Below are 15,738 nucleotides of genomic sequence, written 5' to 3'. Positions count from 1 at the left end.
TCGCGTCGCTCCGCGACTAGGGTTGGGGTCGTGCGGAGGGTCTCGGTGGTCGGCAGCTCCGGATCGGGCAAGACAACCACGGCACGTCGGATCGCTGCAGCGCTGGACCTCTCCTACGTCGAGCTCGACGATCTGCACTGGGGCGCGAACTGGGCCCAGGCGAGTGCCGAGGAACTACGGAATCGTGTCACCGCGGCGACGGCCGGCGAGGCGTGGGTCGTCGACGGCAACTACCAGAGCAAGCTCGGGACGCTGGTCTGGGAACGGGCGGACACCGTGGTGTGGGTGAACCCGCCACTCTGGCGGGTGATGTGGCAATCCGTCACGCGGACCGTGCGCCGCGCAGCCACCCAGGAGGAGTTGTGGAGCGGCAACCGCGAAGGCTGGGGCGGACTGATGTTCTGGCGCGGCGAGGACTCGATCCTGTGGTGGGCCTGGACGACGTACGGCCGGACCCGCGACCGTTACGAGACCGCGATGAGTGAGGGACCGTACGCCGCCCTCGACTGGCACCGGCTCCGCACCCGAAGGGACGTCGAGCGGCTCCTGGCCTCGATCACGTGAGGTTCAGGCCAGCGCTTGCAGGGTCTCGGCCTGCCGCACCAGGAAGGTGCGTTCGTCGAGCTTCTTGCGGCGCATCCACGCCGTGACCTCGAGGTTGCACTTGCTGGCGTTGCAGGACCGGCATGCCGGCACGACGTTCGTCAGCGTGTAGCGGCCACCGCGCGAGATCGGCAGGATGCAGTCCTTCTGGAGCGCCGCGTCGACCGTTCCGCAGTAGGCGCAGCCGGCCCAGGCCTCCTGGAGCGCGAACCACTGGTCGTCGGTCAGGTCGTGGTCGACCTTGGCCATCCGGCGCTGGCGGCGCTTGGCGTAGGTCGCGGCACGGCTGCGGGTGGGCACGTCGCGAGTATGTCGCGGCCGGTCCTCATCCGAGGGCAAGCCTCGCCGCGACGAACAGCATCGTGATCGCGATCAGCACCTCGAGGACCTGCCACGCGCGGGGCCGGGCGAGCAGGGGAGCCAGCAGGCGGGCGCCGTACCCGAGGCTGGCGAACCACAGCCCGCTGGCGAGTACGGCGCCCGCACCGAACCACCAACGGCCGGCCGGTTCGCCGCCGTCGTGGGCCGCGGCGATCGAGCCCACGAGCAGCACCGTGTCCAGGTAGACGTGGGGATTCAGCCACGTGAGCGCGACGGCGCGACCGAGCACGGGGCCCCGTGGCTCAGCAGCGGCGCCGTTGCCGGCCGCGGCGAGCGACTCGGGTCGCGTCGCGCGACGCAACGACGCGGCGGCGTACCAGACCAGGAAGGCGACGCCCAGCCAGCGGACCACCTCGAGGACCCAGCGGGCGTGGTCGACGATCGTGCCGATCCCACCCACTCCCGCCGCGATCAGTACGGCGTCCGACAGGGCACAGATCGCGACCACGGGGCCCACGTGCGAGCGGATCAGCCCCTGCCGCAGGACGAAGGCGTTCTGGGCGCCGATCGCGACGATGAGGGTCAGGCCGGTCAGGAGGCCGGCGAGGGCTGGAGCGATCACCCCTCGAACCTAGGTTCGCGTCCGAGTGAAGGCCAGCGAATGTTTCTTCAGGTGATGAAGGGATGCTTCACTTGACCGTGCACTTCGACCCGGACCAGCTGGAGACCCTGGTGGCGATCACCGAGGAGGGCACGTTCGAGGCGGCCGCTCGGCTCCTCCACCTCACTCCGAGCGCGGTCAGCCAGCGGGTGCGGGCGCTCGAACGAGCAGCGGGCCAGGTCCTCGTCCGTCGTACGACGCCCGCGACCGTGACGCCCGCCGGAGAGCCGCTCGTGCGACTCGGGCGGCAGCTGCGGCTGTTGGCTGCCGAGGCCGCCGTGTCGCTCGGCGCTGGTGAGGTCGTCGAGCTCTCCGTCGCGGTCAACGCGGACTCGCTGGCCACCTGGTTCCGGCCCGTGCTCGGCGAGGTGGCGCAGTGGCCGTCGACCGCCCTGCGCCTGCACGTCGAGGACCAGGGCCACTCCCACGACCTGTTGCGTCGCGGCGAGGTGCTCGCCGCGGTGACCGACGAACCCCGACCGGTGCAGGGCTGCGTGTCCGAACCCCTGGGCTCGTTGCGCTACGTCCCGGCCGGGGCACCCTGGCTGGCCGAGCGGCACCGTCACGGCCGGGGCATCGACTGGTCAGCCATCCCGGTGGTCGTGTTCAACGAGAAGGACCGCCTCCAGGACGACGTCCTCGCGGCCCGTGGCGTCGGTCGACCACCGGTGGTCCACCGGGTGCCGAGCACGGCCGACTTCCACGAGGCGGTCCGCAGCGGACTCGGCTGGGGCATGATCCCCGAGCCGCACCTGGCTCCCGAGCTGGCCGCCGGTGCGCTGGTCCGGTTGCCGGGGACCCGCCCGGTCGACGTACCCCTGCACTGGCAGCGGTGGCGTCTCGACAGCCCGGCGCTGGCCGAGCTCACTGAGACCGTGCGCACAGCAGCGGTCGCGCTGCGGCGTCGGTGATCAGTCAGGTTGTCGACAGGTTCCGGGCCGGAGGCTGGTGGATGACATCCCACCCGTACGAGGAGCACCCATGTTCGACCTGATCAACGGCATTCCCCTTCACCCCCTGGTCGTGCACGCCATCGTGGTGCTCCTTCCGCTGGCGACGCTCGGCACCCTGGCGATCGCGGTCCGCCCGGTGTGGCGTGGCCGGTACGGACCGCTCGTGGTTGCGGCGGCTCTGGTGGCGGCCGTTCTCTGTCCGGTCGCGACGTCGAGCGGCGAGGAGCTCGAGCACCGGGTGGGCGAACCCGGTCAGCACGCCGAGCTGGGCGAACAGCTCATCTGGTTCGCGATCGCGCTGCTGATCTTCTCTGCGGCCCTCGTCTGGCTGGACCGGAAGGCAGCGCGCGCGGACGTGGCGCCGATGTCGCCCACGCTGACGCGGGTCGTGGCCTCGCTCGCTGTCGTGGCCGCGTTGGCCTGCGCTGTGCAGGTCTACCGGGTCGGCGACTCGGGTGCACGGGCCGCCTGGGGTGACGTCGCCGCGCCGCGATCGGCTCCGGCGCAGCTCACGGAGACGGCCGATCGGGCAGAGTGAGCCCGTGCTGACCGTGGGGGTGTGTGAGGACGACCCGGCGATCCGCCGGGTGCTCGCTCAGGCCCTGCGCCGTGCCGGGCACGAGGCCGTGCTGACCCACAACGGGGCCGAGGCGGTGCGGGCGTTCGGGCTCGATGCCGCCGTCGACGTGCTGGTGCTCGACATCGGCCTGCCTGACGCGGATGGCCGGGACGTATGCCAGGCGCTGCGATCAGCGGGTCAGCACGCACCGGTCCTGTTCCTGACCGCGCTCGGCACCGTCCAGGACACCTTGTCCGGCTTCCACGCCGGAGGCGACGACTACCTCGCCAAGCCGTTCGACGTGAAGGAATTGCTGGTGCGGATCGAGGCACTGGGTCGCCGTCCGGGGGCGCGCCCCGGCGCCAGCACCGGCCTGGTCCTGGACCCCACCAGTCACGCGATTCGTACGACGGCCGGCGAGGCGCTGCTCACGCCCACCGAGTTCCGGATGCTTGCGGCGATCATGGCGCGACCGGGCGAGGTCGTGCGTCGTCGTACCGTCGTCTCCGCTGCGTGGCCCGACGGTGCGCTCGTCGCCGAGAACACCATCGACTCCTACATCAGGCGGCTGCGCACCAAGCTCGAATCGGTCGCCTCGCCGGTCCGGATCGACACGGTCCGGGGTGTGGGGTTCCGCCTCCAATGACGCAGACCCGCCCGACGGGCTCCTTCCGCCGCCAACTCGTGGTGCTCAGCGCGACGATCACCGCCTTCGCGGTCGTGCTGCTGGCCCTCATCGTCCAACTGGTGCTGTCGCAGACGTCGACCCGGTCCATCAACCGGGTGCTCGAGGAGCGAGCCGAGGCGGTGATCAGCTCGGCTGATGCGGCCTCCACGTCCACGCAACTGGTCGTACCGGACGGTGCGCTCGACGCCGGTGTCGCGGTGTACGACGACAAGGGGACGCTGGTGGCGGGAAGTGAGCCGCCCGCCCTGGCCGAGCAGTACGCCGACCTCGTCGCCGCCGGGCATGGGACGCGATCAGTGGGGGAGACCAGGAGGATCCGGGCGCATCCCTTCATCCTCGCCTCGGGTGTCGAAGGGATCGTGGTGGTCAACGAACGGCTCGGGCCCTACGAGGAGGCCGAGCACTACGCACTGCTGGTGAGCGCGATCACCGGGATGCTCGCGGTCCTGGCCTCCGCCGCCCTGGCCGCGTGGGTCAGTCGGCGAGCGTTGGCGCCGGTTGCTGCCATGGCATCCACGGCGGCCGACTGGAGTGAGCACGACCTGGGACGCCGCTTCGAGCTCGGGGCTCCGACCAACGAGATCACCGCCCTCGGCAAGACCCTCGACACCCTGCTGGAGAAGGTGGACGCCGCGATCCTGTCCGAGCAACGGCTGACGGCTGAGCTGGCCCATGAGCTGCGCACGCCGCTCACCGCGGTCCAGGGGACCGCGGACCTGCTGGCGATGCGGCCTGACCTGGAGGACGACGTACGCGCTGAGGTGGAGGAGATCCGGGCCGGCAGCCGCCGCATGGGCGAGACGATCACCGGTCTGCTCCAGCTGGCTCGGTCCGGCTCGCCCCACGGTGCGTCGGCGGCCGACGTCCGGAGGGTTCTCCTTCAACTGTCCCGTGACGCGACGCATCCGGTCGAGATCGACGTCGGCGACAGGGTGCGGGTCGCCCTCGACGAGACGCTGGTGGCGCGCGCGGTCGGGCCCGTGCTCGAGAACGCGCTGCGCATGGCCGCCCACGTGCGAGTGTCGGTGGTGGAGGTCCGCGACGGGATGGTGGGGATCGCCATCGATGACGACGGACCCGGGGTGGATCCGGCGATCGCTGACCGCGTCTTCGAGCCCGGCCACGCGTCGGGCGACCACGGCGGCGCCGGTCTGGGGCTGCCGCTGGCGCAACGGATCGCGCGCAGCGCGGGCGGCGACGTGCGCCTGGTCAGCCCGAGGAATCCCACGCGCTTCGTGGTCGAACTCCCTCACGCCTGAGCTTCGTCACGGTTCCCAGATGTCGAAGGTGACCGTGTCGATGGTTCCGCTGTCGTCCAGGAACAGGTCGACCGTGAACCACTCGAGGCAGCCGTCGATCGAGTCGTCGGTCGGCTGGAGGGAGATGTGTCGATGATCGGCGAGGCCGGCAGGCGCGGGTGCCGGCGGACTGGCGCAGTGCGGATGCTCGCCGATCGTGGTGGTGAAGCGGGTGAGGGAGTCGTCGCCGTCGGCATGCGCGGCCAGCCGGCCGAGGGCGTTGAAGGGGCCGACGTGGCCGCGGAAGGCTTCGAGGTCGACGTCCCAGCCACCGAAGGAGGCGAGCCGGTCGCGAGGACGGGTCGCGACGAGGTCAGGCCCGAGTCCCAGCCGGACCTGCGCGGCGAAGGGCAACGCCGAGGCTGCCTCGGCGCTCGGGGCGGTGGCCAGGGTGACCAGCGCTTCCAGCAGCGCCGTGTCGTCGTACGCCGCCGTGGTGGCGGTGCTCGCCGGGAGGCTCTCCGTGGCGCTCGGCGTCGAGGCCGCTGTCGTCGGCTCCGCGGTGACGTCCTCGACCTTGTTGCCGCAGGCCGCACTCGCGAGGACGGCGGCCAGGGCGATGGCGATGCGTGCTCTCATGGCGCTCTCCTCGGTCGGTTGATGAGAAGACGCCTCAGCGTTCGTGGCGGTTGTCCTGTGGAGGCGCCTGTCGGTGCGGTGTGGGAAATTCGTGACGTGCCGCAGCGTCCCGATGTCCCCGAGGCCTACCTCGCCCCGCTGAGGGAGACCTTTGCCCGGTTGCCGGAGTGCCGGGAGGAGGAGGCGTGGACCGGAGTGCGCTGGCGCGTGGGCGGTACGACGTCCACGGTCGCGCACGTCTTCGGGGGCGAGGACCAGCTGTTCCGGATCGTGTTCCGCGCCGAGCCCGAGGAGGTGATGGCGTTCCAGCACCTCGGGGCGCCGTACTTCAAGGGCGAGTGGGGCGGCAACATCGTCGGCCTGCTCCTCGATGACCACACCGACTGGGAGGAGCTCGGCGAGCTGCTCACCGACTCCTTCTGCATCCAGGCACCCCAACGGCTGGTCGAGCTGGTCGATCGTCCCGGAGCCTGAGCCCGACCAGTGAGGTCAGGAGTGGTTCGGGTTGTTGCCCGTCGGCATCGTGATGTTCGTGACCCGTCCTTCGCCGAGGAAGTACCGGACGCCGACGCGCAGGAACTCGTCGAACAGCCAGTAGCCCTGTGGCGCGAGCGGTAGCCACATCGTCGACTCCCGGAACGCGATGAACAGCGGCCAGCCGGACTTGACGAGCGGGTCGGTCACCGGCTCCCGCGGCACCTCGAGCCAACCGGCGATCTGGTCGCCGAGGCAGTAGCGGGTGAAGGCGTGCAGCATCGGCTTGGTCAGCCCGGCGTCGTACTCGGCGGCGAGGTTGAGCAGGATCGTCGCCAGCTTCACGCCCTCCGGGGTCGGCGCCAGGATCGGGTCGAGGACCTGCCGTGCCTGGGCGTTCGACTCGGCCCAGGTTGCGGGGATGTACTCGTCGGCCACGCCGAGCAGGTGGGCGGTGACCTGCCACAGGTGCAGGAAGGCGGCCGAGTCCGCTGCGGGCATCGGGACCCGCCATGCGGTGAGCTTGTTGAAGCTGAAGGTGGCCAGGCTGTGCCACGTCACCATGATGTCGGCCTGGCTGATCGGCTTGGCCTCCTGGGCTGCTGCTCTCCAGTGGCTGGACTGCGGGAGCAGGTGGCGCACCGCCGCATGGGTGAGCCGGGTCTTCAGGCAGGTCACCACCATCTGGCCGCCGGGTCCGAAGGCGTCACGGACGCCGATGTCGTAGCCGAGCTTGGCGGTCTTGTCGATGCGGTCCTTCATCTCGGCGCCGCCGGCGGAGTAGTAGACCGCTTTCGCCTCGCGGGGGATGACGCAGCTCATCATTCCGCTGCCGAGCCCGTAGAGCACGCCGAGGTAGAGCCCGCGGCGCTCGTAGAAGGAGAAGGCACGGGTGAGCTTTGCCTGGTCGGTCCAGGCCGGCAGCTGGCGGGCACGCTCGAGAAAGGCGTGTACGTCGACAGGCAGTCCGGGTGGGAGTGCCTGGTCGTTGTGCGTCCATCCCGCGAGGAGCTCGTTGACGAGGTCGACCTCGCCGCGGGCGAACAGCGCGGCGACGAGGGAGTCGGCCTCGTCGTCCCACACCTGGCGCGGGTCGATGCCGGTCCCGGTGCCGATGACCGACGCCGTCGGGGACCACGTCCAGGCAGGCGCCGGTGCGATCACGCCGAAGGCGCTCACGGCGCCGAGGGTGCTGCTCCCGAGCAACAGGCCCCGCCTGCTGAGTTCCGGCATCCCGCTCTCCCTGCACTGGTACGGTGATACGCAACCCGTATCGGCGTACCATCATCAGATCACAGGTGACCGCCCCGCGCCAGACCCATGCGTGAGAATGTCGGGAGCCGATGAGCGAGGAGGACGACGTGGACACGCCAGCTGCGACCGGATCGCTGCTCGAGCGCGCCTTCGCCGAGGTCACGGACCGGTCCGGTGACGACGGGAACGCCGACGTCCTCGACGCAGCGTGCGAGCTCTTCTCGGCGCACGGGATCCAGCGGACCACGATGGACGACGTCGCGCGCAGGGCGGGTCTGTCCCGGATCACCGTCTACCGGCGGATCAGCTCCAAGGAGGCACTGGTCGAGCAGGTGGTGCTGCGGGAGTTCCGCCGCTACCTGGACCAGTTCTTCCTCGACATCGCCCACGCCGAGACGCTCGAGGAACGGCTGGTGTGCGGCTTCGTGAGCTCGCTCCGCTCGATCCGGAGCAACGCCCTCATCGGAGGCCTGATGGTCGCCGAGCCGCAGGCGCTCGTCCCGATGCTGGAGACGACGGGGCGAACCCTCGCCGTGGTGTCGCAGTTCGTCGCCGGCCAGCTCCGGCAGGAGCAGGCCGCTGGCCACGTCGACCCCGACGTCGACATCGACATGGTCGCGGAGGTCATGGTCCGGTTGACCACGTCCTTCCTCCTCACACCCAGCGACCAGGTCGACCTCGATGACGACGAGCAGGTGGGCGACGTCGCCCGCCGCTACCTCGTGCCGATGCTCGGGATGAAGGGCCGTCCGTGAGCGATCAGGCAGCCGAACCCGCCGTACAGGTGATCCGCCACGACCGGACCCTGATCATCGGACTGAACCGTCCGGCAAAGCGCAATGCCATCAACGCGGCGCTCACGCAGGGTCTCGACGAGGCGCTCAACCTGCTCGAGGACGACGACGACCTCTGGTGTGGCGTCCTCGCCGGCGGACCGTCGGTGTTCTGCGCAGGAGCCGACCTCGCGGAGGGTCCGGGGGAGCCGACCGAGCGCGGTGGTTTCGCCGGGCTGACCTCCCGGGAGCGGACCAAGCCGTTGATCGCCGCCGTCGAGGGCCACGCCCTCGGGGGCGGGTTCGAGCTGGTGCTGAGCTGCGACCTCGTCGTTGCCTCGCGTACGGCGACGTTCGGGTTCCCGGAGGTGAAGCGTGGCCTGCTCGCCGATTTCGGGGGAGTGTTCCGCGCACCGCGGCTGCTGCCGCCGAACGTCGCCCTCGAAATGCTGCTCACCGGGGAACCGCTCGACGCCGAGCGCGCCGAGCGGCTGGGCTTCGTCAACCGACTGGTCGAGCCGGGCCTCGCGTTCGACATCGCGCTGGGCCTGGCGGCGACGATCTGCGGCAACGCGCCCCTCGCCGCTCGTGAGGCACTGGTGCTGGCGCGCCGGGAGATCCATGGCGACGAAGCCGCGGTGTGGGAGGCCAGCCATGCCGCCCTGGCGCGCCTGCTCGCCTCGGCCGATGTCGCGGAGGGTGTGGCCGCGTTCTTCGAACGCCGCGAGCCGCGGTGGACCGGACGCTGACACCTCGGCCGCTCCATCGCGGATCCGCGTCAGCACTTCCTCGCCGGAATTCCGGCGCAGGCCCCGCCCGGAGCGGTACCTTCGTGCCGGCGTCCAACCGTGCGGGAGCTGCTAAGGAGTCAGGACGATGGTCGACTTCTTCGACTACAGCGTCGCGGGTGGCGATCCCGAACCCGCGCCGGCCACTGCTGCCGTCGGAACCTTCCTCGAGAGCTGCAGCGCGCGCGAGTGGCGGGTCCTTCAGCAGCACAGCACGATCGAGGTCGTGAAGCGCGGCCAGGTGCTGGTTCGCGAGGGGGAGCAGGACCAGAGCCTCTTCATCGTCCTCGCCGGCGCTCTCGCTCCGCGCATCGCAGGCGTGCCCGACGGTGCCCGGGCGCAGATGGTGCCCGGCGACGTCTTCGGGGAGGTCGCCTTCTTCGACGGCCGGCCCCGCTCGTCGACGGTCGTCGCGGTGGAGGACTCCCGCATCATGCGGATCCGGTACGAGGCGTTCGAGGCCTTGTCGGCCGGTGAACCCGTGCTGGCCCGGACCCTGCTGCTGGACCTGGGGCGTGCGCTGGCCGGTCGGCTCCGTGCTGCTGAGGCGCGCGAGGCGGCGCGGTGACCGCCGTCGACCTGAAGCTGGGCAAGCGACCTCCCGTCGACGAGGAGCGGCCCTTCCCGCCGTACGTCGAGCTCCCGCGGACTGTCCCGCGGCGTGCCTGGCACTACGTCCGGCTGGTGAGCGTGGCCGCCTACCTGGGACTCGTGGTCCTGCTGGTGGCCGAGCCCGAGGACGGGCTCTACCTGCTGTGGAACGTCGTGGTGCCCCTGCTCCCGGTGATGTTCTTCGTCGCGCCCGGCGTGTGGCGCAACATCTGTCCGCTGGCCGCGGCGAACCAGATGCCGCGCTCCATCGGGAGGAGCAGGGCGCTCAAGACACCGACCTGGCTGGCCGAGCGCGGGCACTTCGTCGCGATCACCGCGTTCCTGCTCGCGGTTGCGTTGCGTCGTACGGTGCTCAACACCGACGGCCGCGTCACTGCGATCGTCCTTGCGGCCACGATCACCGTCGCCCTCGTCGGGGGCCTGACCTACCGCGGCAAGAGCGGTTGGTGCTCGAGCATCTGCCCGCTGCTGCCCGTGCAGCGCCTCTACGGCCAGACGCCGTTCGTGACCTCGCCCAACAGCCACTGCGAGCCCTGCGTCGGCTGCACCAAGAACTGCTACGACTTCAACCCGCCGGTCGCCTACCAGGCGGACATGACCGACGCGAACCCCGACTGGGGTGCCAGTCGACGCGTGTTCGCCGGGCTGTTCCCGGGCCTGGTCCTCGGCTACAACCTGCTTCCCTCGCCGGATGCGAGCGGTGACGGCACCTACTACCTGCGGCTGGCGGCGTGCGCTGCGGCGTCCGCGGGCATCTTCCTCGCCGTGCAGGGCCTCACCCGGTTGACCTGGGCGAAGGTGGCCGCGCTCTGGGGCGCCACGGCCTTCGTGTCCTTCTACTGGTTCGCCGGTACGACGATCGCGGGCGTCGCCTATGACGCGACGGGCGCGGACATGGCGCTGCTGCGCTGGCCGTTGCGCGCGGTCGCGCTGGCGCTCGCGGTGGCGTGGCTGGTCCGCACCTTCGCGCTCGAGCTCCGCTTCAAGCAGATCGTCGCTGCACCGGTCACGACCGCGCTCCGGATCGGGGCGGACCGCCTCCAGGGCCTGCAGGACGAGGCCGAGCACTCCGAGAACCCGTGCGTGCGCGTGGAGCCCGAGGGCCGTGAGCTGGTCAGCAAGGCCGGCTCGACGATCCTGGACGTCGTCGAGGCAGCGGGGCTGCCGATCGAGGCCGGCTGCCGGATGGGCATGTGCGGCGCTGACCCGGTGGCGATCCGCGCCGGCGCGGCGAACCTCGACCCGATGACGCCCGACGAGGCCGCGACGCTGCGCCGCCTGGGCCTGCCGGACGGGAACCGGCTGGCGTGCCAGGCGGTCCTGCGCGGCGACTGCACCGTCGCGCTGAAGCCGGACCGGACGGGCCCGCCCGCGGCTCCGGCGCCGAGGACCAGCGCCCCCGCACGGTCCATCGGCAAGGTGGTCATCCTCGGTGGCGGCATCGCCGGGGTGTCGGTGGCCGAACGGCTGCGGGAGGCGGACGTCGACTGCGAGATCGCGCTCGTCAACCGTGAACCGCACCACCTCTACAACCGGATGGGCATCTCCCGGGTCATCTACGGACGCAGCGCGATGGCGGGGCTCTACCTGTTGCCGGACGACTGGTTCGAGACCAACCGGGTCGACTCGTGGCTCAACACGCTGGTCTCGTCCGTGGACACCGAGGACGGTGTGGTGCGGATGGCGACGGGCGAGGTCATCGAGTTCGACCACCTGGTGTTCGCGACCGGTGCGCGGCCGATCGTGCCGGACGTGCCCGGGTTCGGTGTCCCGGGGACCTTCGTGCTGCGCGAGGCGTCCGACGCCGCGGAGATCAGGGCGCATGCCCAGCGCACCGGTGCCCGCCGGGCCTTCGTGGGCGGTGGTGGCCTGCTCGGGCTCGAGGCGGCGTACTCCTTGCACAAGCTCGGGATCTCGACCACGGTGCTCGAACGCGGCGAGCGCCTGTTGGCCCGAGGTGCGGACGAGACCGCGTCGCAGATGTTGACCGACTTCCTCACCGGCACCGGGATCGAGGTGCGCCTCGGCGTTAGTGTTGAGAAGCTGGCCGGCACCGAGACCCTCGAGGGACTCCGCCTCAGCGACGGGACCGTGGCCACCACGGACCTGTTCCTGTGCGCCATCGGTGTGGCCCCGGACGCAGATCTCGCTCGCGCCGCCGGCCTCGAGGTGAACCGCGGCATCGTGGTCGACGAGCAGATGCGCACGTCGAGCCCGAACGTCTATGCCTGCGGCGACGTGGCCGAGTTCGAGGGCCGGTCGTGGGGTCTGTGGCCCACGGCGGTCCGCCAGGCGGAGGTCGTCGCGGCCCAGCTCCTCGGTGAGCACCAGGCGTTCACGCAGGAGGTCCCGCCGATGGTGCTCAAGGGCGTCGGCGTCGCGCTCGCCAGCGCGGGCAGGATCGATCCGGAAGCGACCGACGAGGTCGTGGTGCACCAGGACCTCGCTGCGGGGACCTACGCGAAGCTGGTCGTGGACGACGGTCAGCTCGTCGGCGGGTTGCTCTTCGGCCACACCCGCGAGGTGCCCCACCTGCAGCGCCTGGTCGGCGACCGGGCCGACGTCACCACCATCCTTGCCGACCTGCGGGCCGGCGACGTCGAGGCGCTCACCCGCCTCGGCCGGTGAGAGGTGGGTCTCGGGATGAGGACGTGTACGGCGTGCGGCACCGGTGGGCAGGCTGACACCGCCGCCTTCTGCTTCTCGTGTGGCAGCTCGTTCGCCGCGCCGGGCTGTTCGTCGTGCGGCGGTGATCTCCCGACAGGTGCGCGCTTCTGCCCCACGTGCGGGACCGCCAGCGGTGCGGCCCCGGTGGTCGAGTCGGCCGCTCCCGCCGTCGCTGGCGCTGCGCGCAGGATCACCAGCGTCCTGTTCGGAGACCTGGTGGGCTTCACGACGTTGTCGGAGAGCAGGGACTCCGAGGAGGTCCGGGAGCTGCTCACGGCGTACTTCGAGGAGTGCCGTGCGGTCATCGAGCGCTACGGCGGTGAGCTGGAGAAGTTCATCGGCGACGCGGTCATGGCCGTCTGGGGGCTGCCCGCCACCCGCGAGGACGACGCCGAGCGCGCGGTCCGCGCCGGACTCGAGCTGATCGAGCGGGTCGCGGCGCTGGGGGACCGGATCGGGTTGCCCGGCCTGGCCCTGCGGGTGGGCATCACCACCGCGGAGGTCGCAGTCACGGTCGGCGCGACCGGCCAGGGCATGGTGGCGGGGGACGCCGTCAACACCGCAGCCCGGATCCAGTCGACCGCGCCTCCCGGGGCGGTCTGGGTCGATGGGACCACCCGGTCCTTCGCCTCCTCGGCCATTGCGTTCGACGACGCCGGCGCTCACCCCATGAAGGGCAAGGCCGAGCCGGTGCCGTTGTGGGCGGTTCGTGCCGTCGTCGCCAACGTCGGTGGCGACGGGCGTGGCGACGGACTGGAGGCGACGCTGGTCGCGCGCGACCGGGAGCTCCGGCTGGTCAAGGAGGTCTTCCACGGCGTCGAGGAGACGACCCGCCCCGGCATGCTCGTCATCGACGGCGAGGCAGGCATCGGCAAGTCACGGCTCGGGTGGGAGTTCGAGAAGTACGTCGATGGCCTCGACGCGGACGTGCTCTGGCACCGCGGGCGCTGCCTGTCGTACGGCGACGGCGTGGCCTACTACGCGCTGGCCGAGGCGGTGCGGAACCGGATCGGCGTGCTCGCCGGCGACACCTCGGCCGGGCTGGAGGGACGTCCGCTCCTGCAGGCCGCACTCGTTGCGTGCGTGCCGGAGCCCACCGAGCGGGCGTGGCTCGAGCCGCGTCTCGGCGCCCTCCTCGGACACGAGTCGGGGACCTCGTTCAGCCGCGAGGACCTCTTCGTCGCGTGGACCGCCTTCTTCAAGTACGTCGGCCAGGGCTCACCCGTCGTCCTGGTCATCGACGACGCGCAGTACGCCGACCAGGCCCTGCTGGCCTTCCTCGAGCACCTGCTGGTCGCTGCCGACCACCCGGTCTTCGTGCTGGTGCTCGCCCGTCCCGAGCTGCTGGCCGACCACCCCGACCTCGCGGGCAACCGGCGCGTCACCGTCATCCACCTCGAGCAGCTGTCCGAGGCGGAGATGGCAGAGCTCATCGACCGGCTGGTCGATGGCGTCCCGGAGCGGATCCGCACCGAGCTCGTCCAGCGCGCCGAGGGCGTGCCCCTGTTCGCGATCGAGACGGTGCGTTCGCTGCTGGACCACGACGTCGTGGTGGTGCGCGACGGTCGACACGTGCTGACCGACCCCGCGGCCGTCGACCTCGGGGCGCTCGCGGCGCCGCAGACGCTGCAGGCGCTGATCGCCGCCCGGCTGGACACGCTGCCCGCGGACGAACGCCGGGTCGTGGACCGCGCCAGCGTGCTCGGCCTGGTGTTCACGGACGAGGGCATCAGTGCGCTCTGCGACGACGTACCGGACCTCGAGCGGGCGCTGGGCGGCCTGTTCCGGCGCGAGGTGCTGCGCCGCGAGACCGATCGGCTGAGCGCCGACTTCGGCAGCTACCGGTTCGTCCAGGGCGTCGTACGCCAAGTCGCCTACGGCATGCTCGGCCGTCGCGACCGGAAGGCCACCCACCTGCGGGTCGCGGCCGCACTGGCCGCCGAGCTGGCTGGTCACAGCGAGGCCTACGAGCTCGCCCCGATCATCGCCCAGCACTACCTCGACGCCATCGAGGCGGTCCCGGGGGACCCGGACGTGGCCGGGCTGACCGCGGCGGCGTCCCAGCACCTCGAGCTGGCGGCCGATCGAGCGGCCGACCTCGGGGCACCGGGGGAGGCTGTCGGCTACCTCACCCGTGCACTGGAGCGCTGCGAACCCGGCCGGCGCCTCGTCGTACAGAGCAGGCTGGCCCGGCAGCTGCGCATCGCCGGGCAGCTCGATGCAGCGATCGAGCACGCGGCCGATGCGCTCAAGGGCTTCGACGCCATCGGCGACCTCGTCGGTGCTGCGGCCGCCACGGAGGACCTCGCGCGGTCGTTGGTCTACGGCGAAGGGGACCTGGGGCGTGCCGAGCAGCTGGTGCGGGACATGCTGGACCGACTGCCCGACGTGCCGGAGGACCCGCAGGTCCTCGCGACACGGTTCGACCTGGTGGGCGCCCTGGCCTCGGTGCTGATGCGAGCCGGTGGCGACGGGCTGGGCGCGGTGGCGCAGGAGGCGCTGGAGCTGGCCGAGCTGACGGGGGACCCGCGCCGGATCGCGGACAGCTGGTCGGTCCAGGCGATCAGCTGCAGCGAGTCGCTCCCGCACCTGTCGGCTCTGCTCTTCGAGCAGTCTGCCGAGCTGGCGGGACGCAACCACGCCATCCGCGAACGTGCCGTTGCCCTCCTCAACCTCAGCGCCCTCAAGACCTTCGACGACGTGCCCGACGCCATCCGGATCGGACGCGCCGCCATCGCGGGCGGGCGTGAGATCGGCGAGGAGATCGTCGTTGCCTTCGCGACGAACAACCTGGCGCTCGCGCTGCTCCTGCAGGGCGAGTGGGAGGAGGCTGCCGCACTCGCCGAGGTCGAGGACGTCATGAAGTTCCTCGCGTTCTCTGCGGACATCTCCCTGCGCTTCCACGCCTGGGGCCGCGGGACCGACCGCTTGCCGGTCGCCGAGACGGTGGGCCAGACGGCCGAGGACATCGAGGATCCGGGCGTCGTGGCCGAGTTCTACGTCGACCGTGCCCTTGAGGCGATGATCGCGGGTCAGCCGGACGCCGTGGAGCTGGCACTGGAGGGGGCTCGACTCATCGTGGAGGGCGCGGCCACCTCGATGGACATCTGGTCGATCTGGATGTTCGCTGCGGTGGTGGTCGGCGAACGGGGAGACTCCACCGACGTCGCCGCCGTGCTCGCCCTGGCCGACGTGCCGGACGGGCCCCTGCCCCTGGGCGTACGAGCGCTGTACCTCCAGCTGCGTGCGGGAGCGGGTCGGGACGGGTCGCTCGCAGACGACACCGTGGAGCAGCTCTACCGCGATGCGCTCGGCAAGGCACGTACCTGGGGCTCGGTGGTCCACGAGGCACGGATCGCGGCCGACCTGGGTGCCTGGCTGGTCCGGCAGGGACGTCGCGGCGAGTCGGTCGACCTGCTCGACCGGGCGCGCGAGGTGTACGGGCAGCTCGGGGCGCGGGCGTGGCTCGAGGACCTCGAGCGCTCGGTCTGACGAGGCAGACTCGGCG

General features: G+C 71.3%; 15 protein-coding genes. 11 read left to right on the top strand and 4 right to left on the bottom strand.

From position 1 onward, the window contains the following. Window positions 1-30 precede the first annotated feature (30 nt). Window positions 31-564 carry an AAA family ATPase gene (locus ASD84_RS06330; RefSeq protein ID WP_056707919.1) on the top strand — a complete coding sequence of 178 codons (534 nt, stop codon included), beginning with the start codon at window positions 31-33 and terminating at the stop codon, window positions 562-564. A gap of 3 nt (window positions 565-567) precedes the next feature. Here ASD84_RS06330 and ASD84_RS06325 read toward each other — a convergent pair whose 3' ends face one another. Beyond that, entirely contained in the window at window positions 568-903 is a 336-nt protein-coding gene (locus ASD84_RS06325) for an HNH endonuclease (RefSeq protein ID WP_056707916.1), read from the bottom strand. Between the two features lie 25 nt (window positions 904-928). Further along, on the bottom strand, window positions 929-1,546 hold the full coding sequence (locus ASD84_RS06320) for a LysE/ArgO family amino acid transporter (RefSeq protein WP_056707912.1): 618 nt from the start codon (window positions 1,544-1,546) through the stop codon (window positions 929-931). A 62-nt stretch (window positions 1,547-1,608) separates the two neighbouring features. Between ASD84_RS06320 and ASD84_RS06315 the strand changes: the two genes are divergently transcribed. The 4 genes from ASD84_RS06315 (at window position 1,609) to ASD84_RS06300 (ending at window position 5,044) form a co-directional block, all read left to right on the top strand. Next, window positions 1,609-2,496, top strand: coding sequence for a LysR family transcriptional regulator ArgP (locus ASD84_RS06315; RefSeq protein ID WP_056707908.1), 888 nt, complete (start codon window positions 1,609-1,611; stop codon window positions 2,494-2,496). A gap of 70 nt (window positions 2,497-2,566) precedes the next feature. Continuing rightward, window positions 2,567-3,076 (top strand): DUF2231 domain-containing protein, encoded by a 510-nt coding sequence (locus ASD84_RS06310; RefSeq protein WP_056707906.1) that lies wholly within the window; start codon window positions 2,567-2,569, stop codon window positions 3,074-3,076. Window positions 3,077-3,080: 4 nt separating this feature from the next. Beyond that, complete coding sequence (locus ASD84_RS06305; RefSeq protein WP_056707904.1) at window positions 3,081-3,743, top strand: response regulator transcription factor; 663 nt, start codon at window positions 3,081-3,083, stop codon at window positions 3,741-3,743. After that, window positions 3,740-5,044, top strand: a complete 1,305-nt coding sequence (locus tag ASD84_RS06300; RefSeq protein ID WP_056707899.1) for a sensor histidine kinase — start codon at window positions 3,740-3,742, stop codon at window positions 5,042-5,044. The genes ASD84_RS06305 and ASD84_RS06300 overlap by 4 nt, the downstream gene beginning before the upstream one ends. A gap of 6 nt (window positions 5,045-5,050) precedes the next feature. Here the strand turns inward: ASD84_RS06300 and ASD84_RS06295 are convergent, their stop codons facing one another. Then, on the bottom strand, window positions 5,051-5,662 hold the full coding sequence (locus ASD84_RS06295; RefSeq protein ID WP_056707896.1) for a hypothetical protein: 612 nt from the start codon (window positions 5,660-5,662) through the stop codon (window positions 5,051-5,053). A gap of 96 nt (window positions 5,663-5,758) precedes the next feature. Here ASD84_RS06295 and ASD84_RS06290 point away from each other — a divergent pair, with 96 nt between their 5' ends. After that, window positions 5,759-6,136 carry an MmcQ/YjbR family DNA-binding protein gene (locus ASD84_RS06290; RefSeq protein ID WP_056707892.1) on the top strand — a complete coding sequence of 126 codons (378 nt, stop codon included), beginning with the start codon at window positions 5,759-5,761 and terminating at the stop codon, window positions 6,134-6,136. A 15-nt stretch (window positions 6,137-6,151) separates the two neighbouring features. Here ASD84_RS06290 and ASD84_RS06285 read toward each other — a convergent pair whose 3' ends face one another. Beyond that, entirely contained in the window at window positions 6,152-7,369 is a 1,218-nt protein-coding gene (locus ASD84_RS06285; RefSeq protein ID WP_056707889.1) for an oxygenase MpaB family protein, read from the bottom strand. A gap of 110 nt (window positions 7,370-7,479) precedes the next feature. Here ASD84_RS06285 and ASD84_RS06280 point away from each other — a divergent pair, with 110 nt between their 5' ends. From ASD84_RS06280 to ASD84_RS25985, 5 genes are all read left to right on the top strand, one after another. Next, window positions 7,480-8,145: a TetR/AcrR family transcriptional regulator gene (locus ASD84_RS06280; protein WP_200954445.1), complete on the top strand. Its 666-nt coding sequence runs from the start codon at window positions 7,480-7,482 to the stop codon at window positions 8,143-8,145. Continuing rightward, window positions 8,142-8,912: an enoyl-CoA hydratase-related protein gene (locus ASD84_RS06275; RefSeq protein ID WP_235531001.1), complete on the top strand. Its 771-nt coding sequence runs from the start codon at window positions 8,142-8,144 to the stop codon at window positions 8,910-8,912. The genes ASD84_RS06280 and ASD84_RS06275 overlap by 4 nt, the downstream gene beginning before the upstream one ends. 127 nt (window positions 8,913-9,039) lie before the next feature. Further along, window positions 9,040-9,519 (top strand): Crp/Fnr family transcriptional regulator, encoded by a 480-nt coding sequence (locus tag ASD84_RS06270; protein WP_056707886.1) that lies wholly within the window; start codon window positions 9,040-9,042, stop codon window positions 9,517-9,519. Beyond that, complete coding sequence (locus tag ASD84_RS06265; protein ID WP_056707883.1) at window positions 9,516-12,191, top strand: FAD-dependent oxidoreductase; 2,676 nt, start codon at window positions 9,516-9,518, stop codon at window positions 12,189-12,191. Before ASD84_RS06270 ends, ASD84_RS06265 begins: the two co-directional genes overlap by 4 nt. 15 nt (window positions 12,192-12,206) lie before the next feature. Beyond that, window positions 12,207-15,722, top strand: coding sequence for an adenylate/guanylate cyclase domain-containing protein (locus ASD84_RS25985; protein WP_082573188.1), 3,516 nt, complete (start codon window positions 12,207-12,209; stop codon window positions 15,720-15,722). Window positions 15,723-15,738: the final 16 nt, after the last annotated feature.

The organism is Nocardioides sp. Root682, assembly GCF_001427795.1.
GTDB lineage: Bacteria > Actinomycetota > Actinomycetes > Propionibacteriales > Nocardioidaceae > Nocardioides.
Note: the sequence above shows the minus strand (reverse complement) of the source record. Positions and strands in the feature narration are given on the sequence as shown.